Source organism: Archangium lansingense, from assembly GCF_026626635.1.
Classification (GTDB): Bacteria; Myxococcota; Myxococcia; order Myxococcales; family Myxococcaceae; genus Archangium; species Archangium lansingense.
The window spans coordinates 4,138,049-4,160,018 of sequence record NZ_JAPNKA010000001.1 but is presented as its reverse complement, the minus strand read 5'-3'; the positions used below and the strand labels follow the sequence as shown (position 1 = coordinate 4,160,018).

Annotated in this window: 13 protein-coding genes; 2 read left to right on the top strand and 11 right to left on the bottom strand. The window is 68.7% G+C overall.

Going from position 1 to position 21,970, the window contains the following annotated elements; translation table 11 throughout:
* Positions 1 to 7: 7 nt before the first annotated feature.
* The 4 genes from OV287_RS16920 to OV287_RS16905 are packed head-to-tail and all read right to left on the bottom strand — an operon-like array spanning position 8 to position 9,883.
* A complete protein-coding gene (locus OV287_RS16920) occupies positions 8 to 1,441 on the bottom strand; it encodes a serine/threonine protein kinase (RefSeq protein ID WP_267535066.1) in 1,434 nt (477 codons plus the stop codon).
* Between the two features lie 30 nt (positions 1,442 to 1,471).
* On the bottom strand, positions 1,472 to 4,258 hold the full coding sequence (locus OV287_RS16915; RefSeq protein WP_267535065.1) for an MrfA Zn-binding domain-containing protein: 2,787 nt from the start codon (positions 4,256 to 4,258) through the stop codon (positions 1,472 to 1,474).
* Positions 4,255 to 6,657, bottom strand: a complete 2,403-nt coding sequence (locus tag OV287_RS16910; protein WP_267535064.1) for a hypothetical protein — start codon at positions 6,655 to 6,657, stop codon at positions 4,255 to 4,257. The genes OV287_RS16915 and OV287_RS16910 overlap by 4 nt, the downstream gene beginning before the upstream one ends.
* A 1-nt stretch (position 6,658) precedes the next feature.
* On the bottom strand, positions 6,659 to 9,883 hold the full coding sequence (locus OV287_RS16905; protein WP_267535063.1) for a tubulin-like doman-containing protein: 3,225 nt from the start codon (positions 9,881 to 9,883) through the stop codon (positions 6,659 to 6,661).
* A gap of 230 nt (positions 9,884 to 10,113) precedes the next feature.
* On the opposite strand from OV287_RS16905, the gene OV287_RS16900 reads away from it, so the two are divergent.
* Both OV287_RS16900 and OV287_RS16895 read left to right on the top strand, forming a co-directional pair.
* A complete protein-coding gene (locus OV287_RS16900; protein ID WP_267535062.1) occupies positions 10,114 to 11,037 on the top strand; it encodes a DUF2381 family protein in 924 nt (307 codons plus the stop codon).
* A gap of 15 nt (positions 11,038 to 11,052) precedes the next feature.
* A complete protein-coding gene (locus OV287_RS16895; protein ID WP_267535061.1) occupies positions 11,053 to 11,547 on the top strand; it encodes a serine/threonine protein kinase in 495 nt (164 codons plus the stop codon).
* Between the two features lie 51 nt (positions 11,548 to 11,598).
* Here OV287_RS16895 and OV287_RS16890 read toward each other — a convergent pair whose 3' ends face one another.
* The 7 genes from OV287_RS16890 to OV287_RS16860 all read right to left on the bottom strand — a co-directional run bounded on the left by OV287_RS16890 (position 11,599) and on the right by OV287_RS16860 (position 21,967).
* The gene (locus OV287_RS16890; RefSeq protein WP_267535060.1) at positions 11,599 to 13,380 is read right to left on the bottom strand and encodes a hypothetical protein; all 1,782 of its coding nucleotides are present in this window, start codon (positions 13,378 to 13,380) and stop codon (positions 11,599 to 11,601) included.
* A gap of 98 nt (positions 13,381 to 13,478) precedes the next feature.
* The gene (locus tag OV287_RS16885) at positions 13,479 to 13,868 is read right to left on the bottom strand and encodes a hypothetical protein (RefSeq protein ID WP_267535059.1); all 390 of its coding nucleotides are present in this window, start codon (positions 13,866 to 13,868) and stop codon (positions 13,479 to 13,481) included.
* A gap of 12 nt (positions 13,869 to 13,880) precedes the next feature.
* Positions 13,881 to 14,360 (bottom strand): hypothetical protein, encoded by a 480-nt coding sequence (locus tag OV287_RS16880; protein ID WP_267535058.1) that lies wholly within the window; start codon positions 14,358 to 14,360, stop codon positions 13,881 to 13,883.
* A 154-nt stretch (positions 14,361 to 14,514) separates the two neighbouring features.
* The gene (locus OV287_RS16875) at positions 14,515 to 16,590 is read right to left on the bottom strand and encodes a vWA domain-containing protein (protein ID WP_267535057.1); all 2,076 of its coding nucleotides are present in this window, start codon (positions 16,588 to 16,590) and stop codon (positions 14,515 to 14,517) included.
* Entirely contained in the window at positions 16,591 to 18,768 is a 2,178-nt protein-coding gene (locus tag OV287_RS16870; protein WP_267535056.1) for a hypothetical protein, read from the bottom strand.
* Complete coding sequence (locus OV287_RS16865; protein ID WP_267535055.1) at positions 18,768 to 20,036, bottom strand: PP2C family protein-serine/threonine phosphatase; 1,269 nt, start codon at positions 20,034 to 20,036, stop codon at positions 18,768 to 18,770. Before OV287_RS16865 ends, OV287_RS16870 begins: the two co-directional genes overlap by 1 nt.
* Positions 20,033 to 21,967: an FHA domain-containing protein gene (locus OV287_RS16860; RefSeq protein ID WP_267535054.1), complete on the bottom strand. Its 1,935-nt coding sequence runs from the start codon at positions 21,965 to 21,967 to the stop codon at positions 20,033 to 20,035. Before OV287_RS16860 ends, OV287_RS16865 begins: the two co-directional genes overlap by 4 nt.
* Between the last annotated feature and the right edge of the window lie 3 nt (positions 21,968 to 21,970).

The following is a 21,970-nucleotide window of genomic DNA, read 5'->3' as shown; positions in this document are numbered from 1 at the left end:
GCTCCTCCTAGAAGAACTCCCAGGGACCCACCTGCTTCCCGCGCTGACGCTTGGCGGCAATCATGCAGGCGTCCACGATGAACGCGGTGTACCAGATGAGCCAGAAGCACGCGCCTCCAGGACCGGTGGAGTCGAGGCTCGAGAACAGGACGATGGACCCGACGAGGCCGAGCACGCCCTTGCCCATCTGGCCGTTGTAGAGCTGCCCGAACCCGGACAGGCACAACAAGCTCAGGAACCCGGCCAGGATGGGCGAACCACTGGGGCGGGACACCGCCCCCGGCGTGGCCTGAGCCACCTGCTGCGGGCTCACCCGGACCGTGTTGACCGGAGCGCGCTGAACCGGTGCGGGAGACACCGGCACAGGGGCCGGAGGAGCAGGGGCTGGGGGAGCCGGAGCCGGCGGAGGGGTGGCCATCGCCGGGAACCGCCCGGTATTCGGGACGTGGGTCGGCGCGAAGGCGGCCGGGTTGGACGCGGGCGTCCCCCCCGTGGCCGGCGCGGAGGGAGCCCTCACCGGAGGGTTCTCCACCTGGGTCACCGCGTAGGAGCGGGACGGCTTCTGAGGCACCTGCGCGTTGGCGTCGAGCGCATTCTCCAGGGCCTCGCGGAAGGCGACGCAGTCCTGGAAGCGCTCGGCGGGGTCCACGGCCAACGCCTTGCGGATACAACCGGCGATGACGGGAGGCAGGCCACCGACCACGCGCTCGGGGGGCTCGTAGGTCCCCTCCACGATTCGCTTCATCGTGTCGTAGTCGCTCGACGCGTGGAAGGCAACCCGACCCGTGGCGGCCTCGTAGAGGATGGCACCCAGCGCGAAGATGTCCGTGCGCGAGTCCACCTCACCGGCCCCACGAATCTGCTCCGGGCTCATGTACAGCAGCGTGCCCATGCGAGCGCCTGCCTGGGTGCGCGCCTTGCCGTCCGGGCCTTCCTCCACCAGCTTGGCGATGCCGAAGTCCGTCACCATGGGCTGGAGCCGGCCCCGGCTGTCCTTGCCGATGATGATGTTGTCCGGCTTGAGGTCTCGGTGGACGACACCGCGCTTGTGGGCCTCCTCCATGGCGTCCAGCACCGGCAGGAAGACCTCCAGGAGCAACCGCGGCTCCAGCCCCTGGCCGCGGCAGAACTCACCGAGCGTAGGGCCCTCGATGTAATCCATCACCAGGCCGGCCACCGGGGTGGTGACGATCTCCGTCACCTGGACGATGTGGGGGTGGCGGAAGCGCGCCTGGATGCGGCCCTCGGCGAGGAAACGTCCGCGGATGTCGTCGTTGCGCGCCAGGTCCTCGTTGAGCACCTTCAGGGCGTGCGTGCTGTGCAGCCCGAGGTGGCGCACCTCGTACACGGCGGCCATGCCGCCCTGCCCGAGCAGCCGGACCACCTCATAGCGGCCATCCAGCTGCGTTCCCGGCTGGAGGAGGTTCATGTCATCACGCATACGCTTACCCGTCCTGGCGATTGCATCCGCCTATCCCAGCAGCCCGAGCACGCCCGACTTGTCGGGGCCTGACGCGAGCACGTCCTGGGGCGTGCACTCGGGGCACCCGTTGGCGCACTTGCAGTTGGCCAGGATGGCCCGGACCCACTTGAACGTGTCGTCGATGAGCGCCAGGTCCAACGCCTCGGCCACGCCCATGCCCTGGAGGTGCCGATCCACCACGACGATGCCAGCCGGGGCGTCCGGGAACATGCCCGGCCCCACCGGCACCACGTCCATGTCCTCATCGCTGGAGAGCAGATGCGCCACCAGCACCCCGTCCGCCGAGCGCGCCAGGTGGACGAGCACCTGAGGCGAGGTGGCCGCGGGGAAGAAGACACCTCGCACCCGAGTGCGGTAGCGGCAGCTCACCGCGCCCACGTCCACCCGGCCCTGGCGCCCCACCTGCGAGTAACCGGTGACGCTCTCCACCACCGTCGCGTCCAAGGTGCACACCTGGTACACGCACCGCCCGGTGCGCACCGTCTGAGGAGACTCCACCACGGTGGCGGACTCGAACTGGATGCGCAGTTGCGGCTTCGTGAGAGGCCGGTCGTTGGGCACCGGCTTGACGCGCAGCTCGTTGCGCTTGGTGTCCAGCGAGTGCAGCGGCACCTCGTAGCGCGCATCTCCCACGGCGAACACCCGGCCAGGGTAGTAGCGCGTCTCCACCACCAGCCGATCCACCTCGGTGAGGAGCTGGCCGCTGTGCACATCGAGCACGCGCACCACCTGCTCGCTCACGGTGCGCCGCAGCGGGTTGACGACCTCCGCCACTCCCGCCGGGACGACAGGGCTGCGCACGGGCTGGCGGCCCGCGGCCAGACGCACCACGTGGCGCTCGGGCCGGAACTTCGGCCCCAGCACCTGCTCCACGCGCGAGCGGCCAAAGACAGCCGCCAGGGACTCCACGTCCTGCGAGCCCTCCTGCATGGCGGCCTTGAGGTGGGCCGTGGCCAGCGCGCCGTTGTGGTAGCCCACGAGCGCTCGCGGCGGCATCAACATGCCGTGGCGCGACAGCCCGTCCAGGTTGCCATCGCGCGTGAGGAAGCGCGTCACCGGGTTGTCGGCCAGGCCCCAGAGCGCGTCATGGGTCTGCCCATCCGCCAGCGGCACCCGATGGGCGAGCGCCCGATATGCAGCCACCAGCCACGCCTCGTCCAGCGTGCCTACGGAGGCCACGCCGAAGAGGGACACGTCGCGGACGAAGCGCAGCTCGCCGCCCCAGAAGTCCACCGCCTTGAGGTCGAACGCTCCGCCCGGATCTCCCACCGCGGCGGGCAGCTTCGCCCCTACCACCGGCTCCAGGGCCCGGCGCACCCACGGCGTCCCGGGCTGAGAGCGGAAGCCCTCGACCACGCGCCAGACGCGCACGGGCGCAGCATTGCGTGGAGTGAAGGGCACCTCGCGCACGGAGATACCGGGGAACATCTGCTCCACCAGCCCCCGCGTGCCCGCGCCACCTACGCCCGTGGCCAGCACGCTCCAACGAGCCCCGGCCGCCGACAGCGCCAGCTCCAGCCGCCTCAAGGTGAACATGCGGTGCGTGGAGGCAAGCGGCGTCCCACGGTCCACGCGCGACAGCAGCACCAGCCCCACCGAGCGAGCCCACAACCGGCCACAGCCCCCCCGCATCTCGGAGAGCGCGCGGATGCCTCCGGCGGACAGTTGCTCCACGTCCAGGAAGACGGCAGCCGGCATCCGGTTGCCCGAGAAGGCCTCGCGCATCGCCGCCTCGCCAGCCAGCAGCGGTCCCGAGGGCCACGAGCCACTGCGCGAGATGGCCTCCAGCACCGCGTCGCGCAGCGCCTCCGGCTCGTCGCTGATGACGAGGCACGGCAGGCCCTCGCGCTGGAGCGCCAGCAGCACGCACGAGGTGAGGAAGTGGCGCTCCGTTGGATCCGGCAGGTCTCCCACCAGCCAGCCCTGGTTGGGGGCGCTCCACGCGTTGGCGATCTCCTCCAGTGCCCGAGGCGGAGCCCCGAGAGCCCCCGCATCTCGCCACGCGGCGGCGCTCCAGGCCGGAGCCGGCTCCTCGCTGGCCGCGCCCTGGGTCGCGAGCAGCGGACGCGCTTGGGCCTCGAGGGCGCCCAACTTCCGCCACAGTCCCGGGACGTCCACGCGCAGCGGAGCGGGCGTCTGAGGCTGAGGAGCTTCTTCTTTGGCGGGCGGGGGAGCGAGGCGCTCGGAGCGCGTCCACACCGCGAGCGCCACACACAACATGGGCAACACCGCGGCCAGGTCGAGCAGTACGCGGGGCTTCTCCAACTGCCAGGGCGCATTCACCGCGACGAGGGCCAGCACCGGCACCACCACCAGGACAATCGCCAGTGGGTCCGCGAGCGGCACGCGGAAGGACGAGAGGCTCTTGTGGTTGGACTCCTGGAACGCGAACACCAGCGTCGCGAGCAGGAAGGCGACGGCGTGGGGCAGGACCACCATCAGGACCGCGTGCACGGAGTACCACGGCACCCGGACCCCACCTGGAACCGAGCTCTGGGACAGCGGAACGAGGTGATTGAGCCAGCCGAGCGGTCCGCCCTGCATGGAGGCACTGGCGGCCTCCACCAGCCGGGTGACGAGCACCAGCGCCAAGGTGAAGAGGACAGCCTTGCCCACGGGGAGGGCGGCTCGGCGCCAGCGAGAGTTGGGGCCAGGGCCCACCACGAGCGCCGCCAGGGCCCAGGCCAACACGGGCGTGACGAACACCAGCACCCAGATCATCTGGTAGGCGACGTTCGCCAGCCTGTTCCACAAATCAAGGAATGGGGAGGTCATCGCGCACCTCGCGGGGCCATCACGGCCTGCGGAGTGGCACGAGCCCCCCGCGACATCTCTTCCACGGAGAAGCCCTCCCAGGTGCGCAGGAAGATGACGCGCGCGGCCTTCGAGGGAGACCAGAGGATGGGGAGCCGCGTGGGCATGTCCCGGAGACCGGCATCGAGCGTGTCGCGCCCCGCCGACGGAGCGATGACGAAGCCCTCGCCGGGACGAACGCCGAGCACCGGGTCCCCATGCGCGTTCAGCGGCTGGCACGGAGGCGCGAGCACCGCCCCCATCCGCGCTCCGAAGTCGCGCAGCACGTCCGCCGCCTGCTGGCCACCCTCTTGATCATCCAGCACGCTGCGCTCGGCCATCGGCTGAACCTGACGCCGGCTCAGTTCGTCGATGCGCGCGGAGTCGCCACACGGCACGTCCTCGAGCAGTCCACCCTCGGGCCAGGCACCTTCGAGGAGACGGTCCGCCCAGACCCGGTCCTCCGAAATCTCCCGCCGGGAGGCGATCCACCGGCTGATGACCTCCGGAGGCACGAGCGAGCCATGGAGCAGCCCACCCGCGCCGAGCAACGGCCCCAGGTCATCCAACTGGGCCTCGGCGGCCGGAGTCACCCCGAGCGCCAGCAGTTCCTGCCGCTTGCGATCCCTCGCCTCCAGCAGCGCATGGCGGACGGCATGCAGCCGGGCCACGGTGTTCTCCAGGGCGAGGATGGCACCGCGGCGGGCCCGCTTGCGGCGCACCACGAGTTGCAGTTCCGCCTGCTTCGCGCGCCGCCCTCCCCCGCCCCGGCTGACCAGCGACTCCAGCGCGTCACGCCGGAGCTTCATCACGCGGCGCACTTCCTTCCGAGTGTGGTTGCCGACGAAGTAGAGCCACCCACCTCCGGCGCCCGCAGCCACGAGCACCCCGAGAATCCACGGTAGGACCTCAAGCCCGCCGGAGCCCGTGGCGACCGGGGTAGCCGTTGACGAGAGCTGCGGGCTCGAAAGCGCATTGCCCGCCTGGGGAGAAACCGAAGCGGCGCGGTTCATGAACGCCAGCGTGCCGAAGGAGACGCCCAGCAGCACGGCCAGTGCGAGCGCCGCCGCGGCCCCCAGCGCCATCCTCTTCGAGGGCAGCTCCAGCAGGGCCTTCTCCAGCTCCTCGCGGTGCGGGTCCACCGGAGGACCCGGCGGCTGCGAGGGGTCCAGCTTCCGCAGGGTCGCGTCCTCCTGGGCCTGCTCGTCGTGGAGCTGCGCGATGACGCGCTTGAGCCCCTGTTCGACGGCGGGGAGCTGGGACAGACCCGACGACGGCCCGAGCGAGGCATCGAACACCGCCTGAATGCCCTGCTCCACCGAGGTGGCCACCTCGGCCTCGGCACGATCGAGCGCGCGGAAGGTCTCGTCGGTGCGAGCCTGGTCCACGGTGGTGGGCGAGGTCTCTACCGAGGCCGGCTTGAAGAGCCCAGAGTGATTGGCGCGGATCTCCTCGGGCGTATCGAGCGGGCCGACGCGGATCTCCGCGGGCAAATCCAGCGGGGAACGAGACAGCTCAGCAGCGAGACGCCGGGAGAGCTGAGCGGCCTGTCCCTCGACGAAGGGGGCCAGCCAGCGGTCGTGATGGAGTGCGGACACGGCGCCCATGGCCAGAGTGGCATCGGTCCCGGGCTCCTGGACACGCGCCACCAGCACGCCAAGCCCGTCGTAGGCAGCGCGAGCGGCCGCATAGGTGCGCAGGCGCGACTCGGGCAGTTCCACCGAGGCCAGCGAGACGAAGCTCACGAGGCCCTCGTCACGCGCCGGGTGAGCCATGCGGCGGGACACCTCGTCCTCGGTGCGCAGCCCCGAGGCCACCAGGCCGAGCGCGAAGGACGCACAGGTGGACACCATCTCCTCGGAGGTGAGGGTGCCCGCGGCGGTCTGCTGGGACACGACCCAGATGCGGGCCAGTATGGGGAACACGGGACGGGCCCGCGCCCAACTCTCGAGGGCAGCCAGCCGCGCGAAGACCACGGAGGCTCGGGGACTGGACAGCGCCGGCACCTGCACCACGAGGTGGAGCGTGGCGGTGCGCTGCTCCGGCGGCCGGTCCGGCGGGAACATCGTTCCGTAGCCCTCGGCCAGCAGACGCGCGGCCTGCTCGCACGCGGTGAGCAGGTCCTCGTCACCGCCCTGCAGCGCGGCACCGAAGGCAATCACATCCAACCGCTGATCACGCCGCTCGCCCGAGCTACGGCCCGCGCGCAGCAACTCCTCCAGCAAAGGCTGGAGCCCAGCGGCAACACCCGAGGGCTCGCAGCGCAGCACGCCCAGCAGGGGCGAAGAGGCCTCCAGGGACTGGAGCGTGCGGCCAATGACCTCCTGGCCGAAGCGCCCCAGTCCGAGCAGGACGGTGGGGTACGAGACGGCGGCGTCCAAGCTAGCTCCTCAGCTCGGCGGCGAGCGCCTCCACCACGGTGCGCTCATCCTGGAGGAAGCGGCGCTCGGCATCCTTCTGCTCCGAGACGGCGCGCGCATAGGCCTCGGTGAGGCGGCGCTGGTGGGCCTGCACCTCCTCCAGCAGCTTGCTGCGCGAGGGCCGCTCCACCGTCGCGGTCACCCACGAGTCGCGGGCGTTCTTCTCCAGGTCCCCACGGAGCACGGGATCCAAGGCCTCGAAGGCGTCAAAGGCGCGCACCCGGTCCGGCGCCAGCTTGTTCTTCGTGCCAGCAAAGCTCCAGTGGTAGCCCTCTTCGTCGCGAGAGATGCCACCAAACAGCGCGCACAGGGTGAAGGCGCGGAGGCGGGACTCACGAGCCTCGCGCGTGGCCTGGGCGGAGCGCTCGACGGTGCGGCGCTCCTCGGCGCGCTTGAGCTCCACGGGGTCCAGGTCCGGCAGGCCCGGCGAGGACTCCCACACCGCCTCGATGTGCAGCGGGTAGGTGCGGTTCTTGTCGTCGCGCACGCGCTTGTAGCCAGAGTACAGGTCGGACTGGACGTTCTTGAACCAGTACACGGGGACGCCGAGCAGCGCGCGGTAGAGCACCAGCGAGTCGCGCTCCTCCCAGCCCGCCACGCGGTTGGTACCGGACACCACGCCCTTGAGGACGCTCCAGAGCGAGCCCTCCTCGTCACTGGCGTACTTGTCGTGCAGGCCGGCGTAGAAGACGTCCGCGGGCGTCACCGTGGGGTCATCGCGGCGCGTGGCGTCGATATGGGCCAGCAGCACGCACTCGTCGGACAGGCGCTTGAGCCGATCCTCGATGCCACGGCGCACCTCGGTGGCGGACACGGCGCGCAGCTCGTCCTCCAGCTTGCCCTTGCGGCGCAGCTCCTCCAGGTCCTTGCCGGCCTTGTGCAGGGCGATATAGCGCTGCTCGAGATCCAACCCCGTGGACAGATCGAGCCCCATCTCCTCCATCACGCGGCCGTAGACCTGCAGGGCCTGGGTCTCCAGCTTGCCGCGCACGTGCTGGACGATCTCGTTGGCGTCGCGGGCGCGGAGCTGACCGCTCGGGTCTCTCACCGGAGTGAAGGCCTCGGTGACGGAGTCGAAGATGTCGGCCACGCGGAAGTTGGCGTCGCTGTCGAGCTTGTGGCTGTAGAACTCCTTCCACAGCCGCTCGCGGCGCCGGTCGTCGCGGAGCACCTCGGCGTCCAGGTAGTACTGGGCCACGTCCGAGCCCGCGTCCACGGCGGCGGGGTCCTTGCGGAAGCGCTCGGCCTGGGACTCGGCGTCACGTGCGCGCTCGTCGGCCACCTGAGCCACCTTGCGGAAGGACTCCAGCCGGGCCTCGGCGTCCTTGCGCAGCTCGCTCTCGAAGGACTTCCAGAAGAAGCGCTTGATCTCGTCGCGGAACTCGTTGGCCCAGCTCTCCACCTTGGCCACCGCACGCAGCTTGGCGGCGGCGAAGGCCTTGTTGTCCCGGTCCGTGATGCTCTGGAAGAAGCCGGGCTGCGCCTGCTTCGTCATCTCCGAGTCGAGCCGGGCAATCTCCTGGCGCAGCTCGGGGCTGTCCAGGTCGGGCGGCACACCCTCGGCCTTGAGGTAGGCACCCTCCTCCGGGTCCTTGAAGGGGACGATGAAGGACTGCTCCAGCAGGCGGACGAGGAAGAGCCGCTGGGCGATGGGGTTGACCTCGTACTCCTTGAAGAAGGACTCGAAGAAGCGGCCGGTGCGCACGTCGCCGCGCTGGGCCTCGAGGTACTCGCCGCACACGCGGGCGCGCGACTCGTCCTTGGCCCGCCGCAGCACCGCGATGGCCCGGCTCAGCGACGGGTTGCCCGGATTGATGGACTGCTTCTCCACATCCGGGATGTCGATCTGCTCGTCCAGCCTGCCGAAGATGGCCTCCAGCTTCTCGCGGAAGGCCTCGCCCAGGTTCTTCCCGCCCTTACCGATCTGCTGCTGGATTCCGTAGAACTGGCCCTTCTCGTCGCGGCGCTCCTCGTCGGAGGCGCGGAAGGCCACGTAGCCCTTGAACTTCTCGTCGATGCGGCGGTTCTTCTCGTTGGGCTCCAGCCGCTGGAAGGCCGGATCGCCATAGGGCACCTGGAAGTCCGGGTGGTCCGCGCCGAAGCAGAGGAACTGCCGGAAGGCGCTCGCCACGTAGCGCAGGCCCGCGTACTTGAGGATGTCGCGGCGGGGCAGTTGCAGCAGCGCGGTGCCGAACGAGCCGTAGTGCACGGAGAAGTGGCCCAGCGCGAGCTTCTTCTGGTGCTTCTCGTAGTTGTCGTACTCACCGGCCTGCGCACCGAGCAGCGGCGAGAAGATCTGCAGGTAGCAGGCATCGGCCACCGCGTTCTCGTACTTCTCGATGGAGAGCTGGTCGGGCCGATCGATGAGGTAGGTGAGCGTGAAGGGGCGCTCGGCGACGACCTGACGGTCGCGGTCCTGGCTGCCCGGGTCGTAGTGGAGCTCGATCTCCCCCGAGCCGCCCGAGTAGTCGAGCTGACGGTTGAGGTACTCCAGCTCCTTGAGGGCGGAGTAGCCGTTGGCGAGGATGTCCGGGTGGAGCTGGGGCTTCACCTTGTCGAGGAAGGCGGTGGGCAGGGTGAGCACGCCCGTGACATTGGGGCGGCCCCAGCCCGCGTCGAGCACCATGCGCCGCAGCAGGTAGGCCATGGGCAGGAAGCCACCCGAGCCAGTGCCACCAGCCACCGAGCCGTAGAGCATCACGCGCACAACGCGGTTCTCGTTGTCGCGCCAGGGGTTCTCGCGGCGAGTGGACTCGTCGAGCAGCTTCTGGAGGGCCTTGCGGATGCCGCGCCGGTCCTCCTCGAGGTTGTAGTAGAGGCGCAGGCGGCTCTCCATGCGGATCTGCCCGGCGCCAGCGCCCTGAGTAGAGCGGAACTGGTAGGTGGAGGGGACCCACTGGGTGACGAGCTTGTCCTCCTGGAGCTCGCGCTGGCCGCGCTTGCGCTCGATGTAGGCGCGCGCGTCGAAGGCGGAGATGAGGAAGCGGTTCTCCACCGGGATGTCCTTGAGCTTGTCCAGGTCATCCTTGTTGGTGTCGATGCCCACGAAATGGGTCATCGACTTGATGCGCTCCCAGTTGGGATGGCGGCGCAACCGGCCGGCGAGCAACTGGACGATCTTCCCGCCGTTACCACCGAGACCCACGAACAAGGTCGGGTTGAACTTCTCCGTCGCGAGCAGCCCCAAGGCTCCCCCTCCGCGTCATGCATGTAGAGAGTACGTGTCCGATATAGCACGACACGTCGGGGGCATGGGTCGAGGGATAACGCACGGCAGCCGAGGCGATTGCACCGAGAGTCGCTCTCGCGAACGGAGTCGGCGGACTAGGCCAGGAGCATCTCCGGTACCCCATGAGCAAAGGAGGGACTCACTGCATGTGGTCCTTCGCGACATGTCCTGTTAGGTTATGTCGCCCCATGCACCATCCACTACTTTTCCGGTTTCCCCTGCTCCTCGTCCTCGTAGCATCCGAGGCCGTTCCCGAGGTCTGCGAGCCCACAGCGCGGACCCTCATCCTCTCGGAGCATCCGAGGAGCGAGGCCCCCAAGGTGTACGTCGGCGGCCAGACCGCGACTCTCCTCCGATTGGAGAAGGACTGCGATCCCGAGCGGACGAACATGCTGGGATGGAAGGGGCACTTCGAGCCCTTGATCTGCCACGACAGGTTCGTGCTCCTGTACCCACTGCGCGATCTCACGCCGAGCGATCGATTCCTGCTCCAGGTGACGCTCAAGGATGGGACGGAACTCCCATTCATCGTGACCGCGCGCCAGCAGTCCTATGGCAACCGACAGGTAGACCAGCAGGTGAACGTGTTCGAGAGCCGCGAAGGGTACGATGCGGTGCTCTCATCTCTGTATCGAGCCCTCGAGGATGCACGTGAGCTCCGCGAGAAGAACGAACGTCACCGCAAAGAGGAGAACTCGGTTGACCACGCCTACGCCACGCTTCTGGCCAATGGCGCGGTAAAAGCGGCGCCCTTTCGCCTGGAGAAGACCATCACCCTCAAGGATGGAGACACGCACATGGTGATCAAGCTCTTCTCGGGGAAAGGAAAAGCCGCGGTCCTGGTCAACCTCACCAACACCTACTCCAATGAGCCCTGGACTCTTGGGGAGACCCGGCTGAGCGCTGACTTGAGCTCGCGCACAGCCAGAGCGTTCGCACTCCGGATGAATCCATCCGAGATCATCCCTGGCGCGTCAGGCTCTCTCGCGGTCGTAGCGGACAAGAGCGCCTTTGTCTCGCAAGAGGGCCTTGTTGACTTGACTCTAGAGATATTTCGAGGCGATGGGCTCCAGCAGGTGGCCATTTTGTTGGACCGCCGCCTCATTCGTTAATCAGGAGCGGCGCTCATGCCCACGACGAAGGTGATTCTCTTCTGCTCTGCAATCGTACTCCTTGCTCCCTTCGGGTGCACCACGACGCCAGGTGGCGTAGCCCTGCGCCCAGATGGCACCCCAGGCCCGGAGGCATGCCCAGCGAAGGCGCTCGAAATCATGCGGTATCTGAAGTTGCATGTCGGGGACGCGGCCCTCGTGGAACTTGATGCGAACCAGATGGGGGCTTGGCCTATCACGCTCTATGACGGGCCAATCGAGAGCGTCTTGCAGGACGACCTCGGAACAATCGAGGCGCCAGCCCGCTTGTACGGGTGGGTCTGGACGGGGGGGCCACAGGTGGTCATCCGGTACTACGAGGCCCATCCACTGGACGGGGACAAACTGCCCATCTGCGCCGTGGCCCGGCTTGGCGATGGCCAACTCAGGAAGCGCCCCGAGTCGAAGCCCGGAACCGCCATCCTCAATGCTTCCGTCGCATCTGCCTTTGTCGTCGAGTCATTCCGGTGAGGCCGAAGCAGAGTCCCCTAGCGAGATCACAGCTTTACAACTCGGGGGACCTCACGGACCCGGCTCCACCCCGACCCCCGAGCGGCGCTGCCCGGCGCCGACGTAACGCGCCGGTACTGGTACCCATTGGCGGGCGATCATCAACACGAAGCTCAGCAGACCGCTGCTGAGCAGGCACCCGCCCAAACGGGCCAGGGACACCCCCTCAGTCCCCGCGAAGGAGAGGAACACCAGTGGCAGCAAGAGGCAGGTACCCAGCAAGGGAGCCGCGTCGCTCCAGGGTCCCGCGCCGAAGTTCTCCGCCAGCGCGTGCATCAGGCTGAAGGTGCCGCACAGGCCGATTCCGGTCAGCACGCCCGCAGCAGCGCCGAACATGAGGCTCTCCGGCTGACGGTTGACCAGGATGGGATGCAGGATGACGCCCAGCGAGGCGAAGACCGCTGCCATACCGAACAGGACGGTGCCGAACCACTGCCCCGGCGCCTCCCGCCGCCGCAGGAAGAACGCCAGCAGACCCGGCGCCACGAGCAGCAGACCGAGAACGGCTCCCATGGCCTTCTCCCGCTCTCCGCCCCAGGACAGCCTGGCGCCGGTGAACTCCAGGCCGATGAGGCCCAGCGCGACGAAGAGAACCAACCCCTCGAGCACACCCCACCCCACCGCCAGCAACTGCCCCCGGGTGGGCTTGCGCCGGACCTCCGCCCGCTGCATCCACAACACGCCACAGGCCGTCCCGCACATACTCCCCGCGGTGATGCCCGCCACGCTCCAGGTGCTCTCCAGGATGGGGAGCGTGAGGAGCACGGCGACGCCTCCCGCCAGCCCGCCCACCGTCGCCGCGCCGACCGCGGCTCCCACGCCCGTGAGCACACTCAGCCCCAGTGCTCCCACGATCGCGAGGCAGAAGCTCATCACGAGTTGCTGCGACAGGATGTTCAGCAGGCCAGTGGAGAACAGCCCGGGGTTGTACAGGAGCGCTCCCGCGAGAGACAGATCGAACAGGAGCACCGTGACGAGCGGACCCAACAAGCACCGCAGCAAGAAGAGGAGCAGCGGCGTCTGCTGGGACTGGGCCAGCGAGAGCTGATACGCGCCGAATCCCGGCTTTAGGCGCGGGTCCACGGAAGCGAGTTCCCGCGTCCAGGCCCCCGGATCGCCAACGGCGGCCATGAACAGCTTGATGGTTCCGTAGACAAAGCTCCGCTGCCGCCAGTCCTGCGGCCCGGCCTCGCACCGCCGCCGCCAGAGCGAGAGGATGGTCGAAGCAGTGACGGCGAGCACCATGCCCTCGGTCCGCGTCCGCTGGGTCACGAGCCCTACGACCTTGCCGCCGTGAAGCACGGGACAGCCCAACAGCTCGCGCGTCTCCACGGGGGAGTCCGGGCTCGTGATCACCTCGAGGGAGTCTCCCTTGAGGGTGAGCCGGCCCAGCACCCGCTGCCGTTCGTGCGCAGAGGAGAGGAGCACGGCGCAGTTCGAGATGTCCGCTGGCTCATCCGCCAACAGCGGCCACGCATCCTCCGTATCCCCTGAGGCATCCAGCACTTCGACCTTGAGGGCCGCGCTTCCTGCGCCCGCGCCGTCCCGGGCCCCGTCCACCTCGGGTGCCAGCAGCGTCAGGTTGGACTCGTCATCCGACTCCACGACGAGCACCTGCTTCGGCTGACCCGCTCCCTGGACCACGACCCGGCGCGTGTCGCCGGGTTGGGGCCCCAGCAGGGGAGAGGTGGCGGTCAGGTAGATGCCTGGACCGATACGCCAGGCGGAAACCTCGCGCAAATCCTCCCCCTTGGAGAGGACGCGAAGACGAACGATCTCGGGTTGGTTCCCCATCGAGCGGCCCCCCGCTCCAGGACCCCTCCGGGGGCCACCGAGCGCGGCGATGGCTCAGGGTAGCACACGGCCCTCACACCCAGAGAGCAGGCAGGCTCCTACTTGGGGTCCGGCTTGTCTGGAGGGGGGTCCAGTTCCTCCGGCAGATACGCCCGGAGGAACTTCCATCCCTTTGGCAGATGGTGCGCCGTGAAACCCTGGCCCGCGATGCTGACCAGCTCACCCTCCGTGGCCTTCCCACTGGTGAGCCATTCATCCGCTTCTTCTCTCGTTGCGAATGAATGAGAAACGATGATGGGCTTACCCGTGACGAACTCTCGGAAGTAGGAGCGGTACTCCTCCAGCTTCTGGATGTCGCGGACATAGAGCAAAGCTACCGCAGCGATCCGGAGTGCCTCGTCTTCCGGTGAGTCCTTCTGAAACTTGTCGCTGATGGTGCCAAGCGTCTTCATCACCGCTTCAACATCGAAATCCGAATTATAGGCCATTGGCGCACCGAATTAGAGAGCAAGAGGAGCCAGAATCAGCGCACCAGAACCGCCTGTCGTGATGACAAAGGCAACGCCAGCGATGACAACGACCGTCCCAAGAGCCACTTGGGCTTTATGATTCCTGATCCACTCAATCGCTTCGTCAACACGCGAGAACTTCAGCTCCCGAGCCTTCTGTTCGTTTGCCTTCTCGCATTCCATATACAGCTTGAGACATGTGCTGGTGCAATGCTTGCCCCAACCCTTATCCCTCTCCGTGAATGGATATGGCAGAGGCTCGGTGTTCCAACAATCATTGTAACACTCAATCTGCTCCGCATCACAGTTACGGAAGCCAGAGCCGCCAGTTCCAAGAGCAGTGCCAACCCCGTGAGCGTCCTCGGAGATGACGTAGATTCGGGGTTCCGGTCGTTGCGAGTGAGCACATCCAATACCGGCCGCCACGATGGCAACAAACAGAGCGCTCCACATCGGCTCCTTCTGCCTCATGCGCTACCGCCTCCGAGTGTGCCAAACGGTCTTCCGAACCCACTCTGTCACGTAGGCCCGTTCGCTGCTATGACGCCCGGACCCTGAGTCAGGAACCCAACAGCGGGATTGGGCATGCCAACACCACAGGTAGCCTCGACTGAGACCGCAGCACTCAGCTCCACTTCAGATAGAGATTGCCCACCCGGTACACCACATTCGGCGTGTATCCGATTGCCAGTTCCTCTGCCGGCACGGGCTCCCACTTCCCGGTGCGCTGCACCTTGCGCTCAAGTCCCGCGGCGGTAACGAAGCGCGTGGAGCCACCCGGCCCCGCCTCCAGGACGAGCACTGCCGCACGCGGAGAGCGCACGAAGTCTCCTCCCGCGTTCAGGCACATCCGGGCGTTGCGGTAGAACCCCCGAGTCCCCCCGGGAGTCTCGCGCAACGTGAGAGCCGAGGCCCGCTTGAGCCCCATCTCCGAGCCCGCTACGTAGACGCTGGCCGCCGGGTCGAAGTCATGCGGCCGGACGAAGCCCGCGACAATCCAGCCAAAGCCAAGCATTCCCCCGGCCAATGCAAGCCATGGCCACCAGCAGCGCAGCCAACCCGTCTCGTCCACCTTCACCACGGTCGGGACTGTCACGGCAGAGGCGGCGTAATGCGGATGCGTCGCGGAAAAAAGCACCCCGAGCCCCGAGGGAGCCAACTGGCCGCAGCAGCCCTCGGCGACAAAGCAGACTTCATACTTGAGCGGTTGTCCCTTGCGGCCATTGCCCAGGTCCGCCTCTGAGCCCGCCACGGGAGCACAGCTCAGCACTCCCTGCTCCACAGAGCCCTGTGCAGTACAGGTGATGGGAACCCGGTCCGCGTTGGTGGAACGGGACAGGTCCACCGTGGCGCACCGGCGCGTCTCGGAGCGCTCTCCCCGCCAGTGGCCGAGGTCGAGCGAAGCGGGATTCGGTACCAGGGCGAGGTCGAGGAACCCCTCCACCTGCACGTTCCGGCGCGCGCGCTGCTCCATCCACGCGTTGCGGAACGTCACCTGCACCGGCGTGGGCGCGCCATCCTGAGACAACTGCGAGGGCGTCCAGTCCGCCACGAAGCGCCCTCCCCCCTCGTGACGCAGCGGAACCTCCTGGCCATCGAGCGTGGCCACGGCCGCGAAGCCGTCCGCCTGGAAGAAGGACTCGTCGTCGAACGTCTTCCCTCGGAAGAGCAACCGCGCATCGAGCCGCACCGGCTCCCCCACCCGGGCCGTCGTCGGCACCGCCAGCGAGGCCTCGAGGTCGTAACGAAGGATGAGTCCGTAATCGATGTCACCCGAGCCCTTCGGCAGCGACAGCGTCCACTGGCTGCGCTGGTCCGGCGAGTTGGGCGCGCGAAAGACCTGATAGTGGCGATGCGGCGGCTGGCACAGCTTCGGCGCGCCCCCGTAGCGGACACCCGGCGGGCAGCCATTGTCTCCAGAGGCCTGGGCCGGAACGCTGCCTTGGGGGCCCTCCAGCTTCGCGGTGTACGCAGGCCCGGGTGAAGCCGACGCCGTGGCCACCAGCACCTCCACCACGTACTTGCCCACCTCGAAGGTCTTCGACTCGCCGGGCGACAACGAGCCCGTCTCCGGCCTCGAGCCGAGCACGCGGGCATAGCCACGGGTGAAGGCGTCGATCACCTCGCGCGGCTTCTGGACGAAGACCAGGTCCTGCGGATTGCGCACTAGCGGCCGGAGAAACTGCTCGCCCGTCTGGCGTATCTCGTCACTCCCGAAGAGGCCGATGACCAGCGTCTCGAAGTCGGCGCCCTCGGAGACACCAAGTGCCCGAGGACCCTCGGATGGGTCCCTCAAGTCCTGCGGGGCGCCATCCGTGAAGAAGAGGAACAGCCGGTTCGGCAGTGCCGAGCTCCGTAACCGGTTTCCCGCCTCCTCCAGCGGGCGCTTGTAGAAGGTGCCCTGCGAATAGGGCAGCGCCCGGATGGCGTCCGCATTCTGGGCCGGACGGGGCGCGTCTCGCTCGCTGTCACCGAAGGCCAGCACTCCGACACGGTCGGCCGAGCCTCGCGCCAGGCCTTCGACGATGAGCGTCCCGAGTACCGCGGCGCGCTCGGGGTCGTTGGGCGGATACCGGCGGCCCGTGTCGTCCCGGGACTCCACGCCCATGGAGCAGGAGTTGTCGAGGATGAGAACGATCTCGTTGCCACCGCCCGCCGCTCCAGAGAGGAGCAGCGGCAGCACGAGTTGCGCGAGCGTCATCTAGAGCTCCACCTTGAAGTACGTGCCCCCGGCCCGGTACAGCACCGAAGGGGAAGGAACATGGCCCTGCGCCAGGTCCGCCACCGGCTCCCATTGGAGGGTGCGGCGATCCTGCTGCTCCAGGGGGCCCAGACCCGTCAGCAGCACACCCGAGCCCCGAGTGGCCTTCAGGAGGATGACCGCGTTCCGGGTGCGGCCATTCACCTCGCCGTCCCCGTGCAAACCCAGCCGGGCATCACGATAGAAGCCGGGGCTGCTGCCAGGACACGCCTGCAGGAGGATGGCGGCGGACTGGCGCATGCCGCGCTCGCTCCCGGCCACGCGGATGGAGGCACCGGGCGGGAAGCGCGCGGGTTGGGTGAAGCCGGCGATCACCAATCCGAAGCCGAGCAGTCCCAGGACGGGCCACACCCATGCCCCATGGCAGCCGAGGAAGCCCTGACCCTCGACCTTCCAGCGCAGGCGCACCGTCTTCTCCTGGGCCTTGAACTCGGAGGTGAGCGGCACCACGCGCAGCACGGCCGAGTCCGGAGACACCTCCCCGGCACAGCGAGGCACCTCCAGGCAGATGTCGAGCCGGCGATCCTTTGGATCCAACGCCTCGATGCCCAGCGAGGGCTCCAGGCCACGCGTGTCCGCCTGCCCCAAGGCATTGAGGAAGCGGAGCACCGGGCGCGACTGGCAACCGCCGAGCCCCTCGGCACGCAGCTCCCAGCGGTGCTCCTCGGCGCCTTGGGAGCCGCTGAAGTCGAGCTTCTGGCAGGCCGTCGTCACGGAGGAGCCCGCGGCCACGGTGCCGAAATCCAGCTCCGCCGGCAGCTCCAGCTTCAGCGGAGGACGGACTCGCACCTCGTGCGCGGGCATGGACACGGGCCCTCGCGGCGTCTGGAACACGATGGACCAGCTCACGTTCCCGGGCTCGCTGTAGGTGGCGGAGAACGTGTAGCGATCATCCGGCCGAGGCGGTCCGCGGTAGCGCTCGTCGCCGGTGTCCACCATGCGAGCCTCCACCTTGGGGTCCGCGAGCAGCGCGTCCACCTGCTGGCGTGCCGGTCCCGGCTCCGGGCGGAGGAGCCGCACCGTGCCCTGGCAGGGAAGCCCGACGTAGCAGGCGCCCGGCAGCTCCGAGGTATCGAAGCCGAGCCCAAGGTCACTCACCGTGGCGGAGACCTCCCCCACGGGGCACACCACGCGCTCGCCCGCACGCCCACCTGCGCTGAGACGTACCTGACGCGACTTGGGGGACGCGGGCGGAGTCCAGGTGGCCGAGAGCGTGCTGTCCGCGCGGAGCACCTGGGGCGTCTCTCCATCCACCTGCACGGTGAACTCCAGCGAGAGGCCCGCGGGCGGCGAGGCCACTGGCACCTGTCCCGCCGCATCGAAGAGCCGCGCGCTCAAGGGGACTGACTGTCCCGCGACGAGCGCCTCGTGCTCGGTGGGCTGCACCACGCGCGCCCGGAAGCCGCAGACCTCCACCTTCAGGCGCTGGGCCTCGGAGGCCGCCGAGCGGAGCGTCTCGTTCTGGCCAAGGGGCGGCGCCTCGGGGATGAACTCGATGCGGGCGGCGTCCGACGGAGGGAGCGAGAACCCCGCCGACACGGTGCCGTCCGGCTGCACGGTGCCCTTGTGCTCGGTGCTCTGGCCGCTCGCATCGGTGACGCGGAAGGTACCGCCAAGGATGCGGCGCAGCGCCCCACTCTCATCGCGGACCGCGCCCACCACGGTCACCTTGTCCCCAGCCGTATAGGGGCCAGGGGAGATGCGCTCTACCCGGGCCTCGAGCTGCATCTGCGGGGGCGGCGCGGGGGGAGTGACGTGCTCGCCGTTGATGACGTGCTCCACCACGAGGCCGGCGGTGTGTCTCTCCCCGTAGAGCCGCGCACAGTCGTACCCATTCCCGCGCTGCCAGACGCCCTGACTGTTGTTGACGAACTTCGTGATGCAGGTGTTGTCCTGCTCGTCGTAGCAGGCGAAGCAGTCCCGTCCGTTGGTGACCCAGTCGTGAAAGTGCCACTTCGCGTGCATCGCGCGCACCGCGGGCTGGTCACATGCAGCCACCACGTTCGGCGGAGTCCCTTCATACCCGCCAACGCAGTAGGTCACCCCGCTCTGCGCTCCAGCGGGCAGGGCCCAGAGGAGCGGCACGAGGGCGAACAGCGCCGCGAGCGCGCGGAGCATCACTTCCCTCCGGATTCCGTGACACGTGAGCCACCGGGCGGGGCCGGTGCTGGAGTGGTGTGAGGCGTCCCCATCCCCTCGGGAGGCCCGGACTGAGCGACGCCCGCGTCCTGCTCGGAGCTGGCGGGAGGCCCGGGAACCTGCACCGCCGCGGGAGTCAGTGCCCCGGTTCCAGCATCGGTCTCCACCTGGGAAGAGGTGCCCCGCGCGGGCTCGGGTGCCGGCGTGTTGGCAGCCCCCAGCCCCAGGGCGATGCCCACGCCCATCATCAGAATGCCCGTCGCGAGCAGCCACCACAGGGGAACCCTGCGCCCGGGGCTCGCCTCTGGCATGGCCACGGCCGGAGTTGCAGGTACCCCCGGAGCAACAAACTCCCGCCTCCGAGGCTCAGATACTGGCGGAGCCTGCACCACGGGCTCAGACACGGGCACGGGCACGGGCGCGGGCGCGAGCAGCGGCATGCCATCCGGGATTGTCTCCCGCCGGGCCTCCTGGGGCTCCTTCGCCGTACGCGGCACCTCGGGCTGTCCCGCCACGAGCAGGATGACCGTGATGTTGTCGGCTCCACCGCGCTCGTTGGCCGTCTGGATGAGCCGCGTCACCGCGTCCTGGTAGTCGCGCCCCTCGATGAGCGGGTACAGCTCGTGGTCCTCGATGAAGTCGTAGAGCCCGTCGCTGCACAGCAGAATCACGTCGCCGGAGCGCAGTTCCAGCGGCTCCGTCCACACCTCGGGCTTGAAGCTCTTCTGCACGCCCGGACTTCCACCCAGCGCCTGCACGAGCACGTGCGCATCGGGATGGTTCCGGGCCTCCTCGGCCGTCAGGATGCCGTGGGCGATCATCTGCGCGACGCGCGTGTGATCCCTCGTACGGTCAATCAGCCCGCCAGCGCGGAACTGGTAGAGGCGGCTGTCACCCACCCAGCCCACGTAGCAGCGAGAGCTCGTCACCCAGGCGATGACACCCGTGGTCCCCATCCCCGGCGCGCCCCGGGTAAGCGCGGCATCGAGCACCGCCTGGTTCGCCTCGACGAACGCCTGGTAGAGGGCTCGCGGCGGGTTGTCGGGCGAGCTGGCGGCAATCACCTCGACGATACGATCGCTGGCCACCTGGCTGGCCACCTCACCGGCCTCGTGGCCTCCCATGCCGTCACAGACGACGAGCAGCCGGGAGCCGTCCGGCTGGGCGGCGACACGGAAGGAATCCTCGTTCTGCGCGCGCTGGCGCCCGACGTCGGAACTCCCATGGATGTAGAGCGGGAGGCTCATTCGTCATCTCCCCTTGCGGGTGCGTAGATGGTCCTGGCCTTCGCCCGAGGGGCTTCGGCGGAAGGCTCGGCGGCTGCGGGAGCCGAGGGCGGTGCCGCGGCAATGGGCACTCCCGCGGAGGGCTCGGCGGCCTGGAGCCCGGGCTGCACCAGGGTGAGTTCCAGGTGCTGCGACAGGCGGATGGTCTGACCGGGCCGCACCTGGACGCGCTCGCCCGGATTCAGGCGGCGCCCATCCACGAAGGTGCCATTGGTGGAGTGCTCGTCCTTGATGAAGACATTGCCCGCTTTGAAGAGCTGCACGGTCGCGTGGTGACCACTGAGCTGGGGCAGGTTGACGACGAGATCCATCTCGCCCTGCCGAGCCCCAATGGTGAACGTGGACTTGTGCACCCGGTAGTACGGCTCGAGTCCGGGAGGTCCCTTGCTCACCACCAACCGCGTCTCCGGCAGTGTGGCGAAGGGATCCTTCCACACGGCAGGCGCGGCCGGAGGAAGCTCGGCCTGCGCAGGAGGAGGCTCGGCCGCGGGAGGTGGCGCGGGCTGCGCGGCCACAGGCGGCGAGGGATTCGCGGCCGGAGCGGCGGCCGGCTCCGAGCGGCGCCGGGTCAGCAGAACGATGAGGGCGATCAGCAGGAGCAGACCCAAGCCGATGAGAAGGGCCAGCAACCACCAGGGCAGCCCACTCGGGGCCGCATTGGCGCCAGGAGCCCCCGCCGGGCCACTCGCTGTCCCGGGAGAGCCCGTCGCGCCACCGGGCTGTGTCGAGCCACCGGGAGTCCCCACCGCGCCACCGGGCTGCGTCGCCGTCCCAGGACTGCCGGTCGCCGCTCCCGGTTGTGTCGGGGAACCCGTACCCGGCGTGGATCCAGGCTGGGTCGTGGACCCGGAAGTGCCGGGCCTGGTCGCGGTGCCAGACTGGGCCGCGGAGGAGCCCATGACGACCGAGCTCGGGCAGGCGGCGGTCGCGGAGCCCTCGGCCCGCTGCCGGAAGGCCACGAAATCACTCCAGGCAGTGGTCTGACCGCGGACCTCGACGGAGAGCCGATCCGAGGTCTGCCCCGGCTTCACGCCGCAGAAGGCCACGTCCAGCCAGTAGATGTTCTCCAGCGCGCCCACCAACCCCGTGACGGCCTGCCGGGCATCGACGTCCCCCACCTGGATGTAACGGCCGCCGGAGCCCTCAGCGAGCTGGGACATCTCGTCGAGCCGCTGCGCGATGCCCTTGCTGGCGCCCTGGCCGCTGAAGACGACCACGTGGATGCGCACACCCCGCTCGCGCGCCTCGCGGGCCAGGTCCTTCACCTTGAGCGCGGCCGACTCCTCGCCGGCATCGGTGAAGACGATGACCTCGCGCGAGCCCCCCCGCGAGAGGGGCTGCTTGCGAGCCGCCTCGCGCACAGCCTCCTGGATGTAGAACTTGAGCCGGGTGACGAGCTGGTCCGTACCTCGCGCCTCGACTTGCGCCAGACAGTTCTGGAGCCCAGCGGCGGTGGTCTCCTCGCAGTGGGTGGACTTGTTCTTCCCGAAGGTCATCACCGCCACGGTGTGATTGCGGGACCGGGCGCCGAGCTCGTCCGACCAGGCCCTCGCGAGCTCGAAGGCTTGCGGCCAGTACGTGGAGAACGACTTGGATTGATCAAAGGCCAGGACCGTGTAGCGGCGCTCCTTCGGGGAGTCGGCCATGCGGTCCACCGACTTCACCTGCGCGCCGGCCTGCTCCACGGCGACGCGGAAGCGCTCCTGGCGATCCCTTTTGGACCGGAGCTCCTGCTGGAGGGTGGGGTCGGTGACCTCGACCTGGAACCGCATTTGCCCGTTGGACGCAGGGGGCGCCGCGAGCACGGTCACTCCGTTGTCGGCGGCAGCCGCGGGTGCGCTCGCGAGGAGCGCGGCAAGCAGGCCCGCGGTCATGAAGACTGTGCGATGCATGGA

Bases quoted from the DNA above. Each gene is read 5' to 3' on its own strand.
- OV287_RS16920 (WP_267535066.1), bottom strand. From the start codon at position 1,441: ATGCGTGATGACATGAACCTCCTCCAGCCGGGAACGCAGCTGGATGGC.
- OV287_RS16915 (WP_267535065.1), bottom strand. From the start codon at position 4,258: ATGACCTCCCCATTCCTTGATTTGTGGAACAGGCTGGCGAACGTCGCC.
- OV287_RS16900 (WP_267535062.1), top strand. From the start codon at position 10,114: ATGCACCATCCACTACTTTTCCGGTTTCCCCTGCTCCTCGTCCTCGTA.
- OV287_RS16895 (WP_267535061.1), top strand. From the start codon at position 11,053: ATGCCCACGACGAAGGTGATTCTCTTCTGCTCTGCAATCGTACTCCTT.
- OV287_RS16890 (WP_267535060.1), bottom strand. From the start codon at position 13,380: ATGGGGAACCAACCCGAGATCGTTCGTCTTCGCGTCCTCTCCAAGGGG.
- OV287_RS16885 (WP_267535059.1), bottom strand. From the start codon at position 13,868: ATGGCCTATAATTCGGATTTCGATGTTGAAGCGGTGATGAAGACGCTT.
- OV287_RS16880 (WP_267535058.1), bottom strand. From the start codon at position 14,360: ATGAGGCAGAAGGAGCCGATGTGGAGCGCTCTGTTTGTTGCCATCGTG.
- OV287_RS16875 (WP_267535057.1), bottom strand. From the start codon at position 16,590: ATGACGCTCGCGCAACTCGTGCTGCCGCTGCTCCTCTCTGGAGCGGCG.
- OV287_RS16870 (WP_267535056.1), bottom strand. From the start codon at position 18,768: ATGCTCCGCGCGCTCGCGGCGCTGTTCGCCCTCGTGCCGCTCCTCTGG.
- OV287_RS16865 (WP_267535055.1), bottom strand. From the start codon at position 20,036: ATGAGCCTCCCGCTCTACATCCATGGGAGTTCCGACGTCGGGCGCCAG.
- OV287_RS16860 (WP_267535054.1), bottom strand. From the start codon at position 21,967: ATGCATCGCACAGTCTTCATGACCGCGGGCCTGCTTGCCGCGCTCCTC.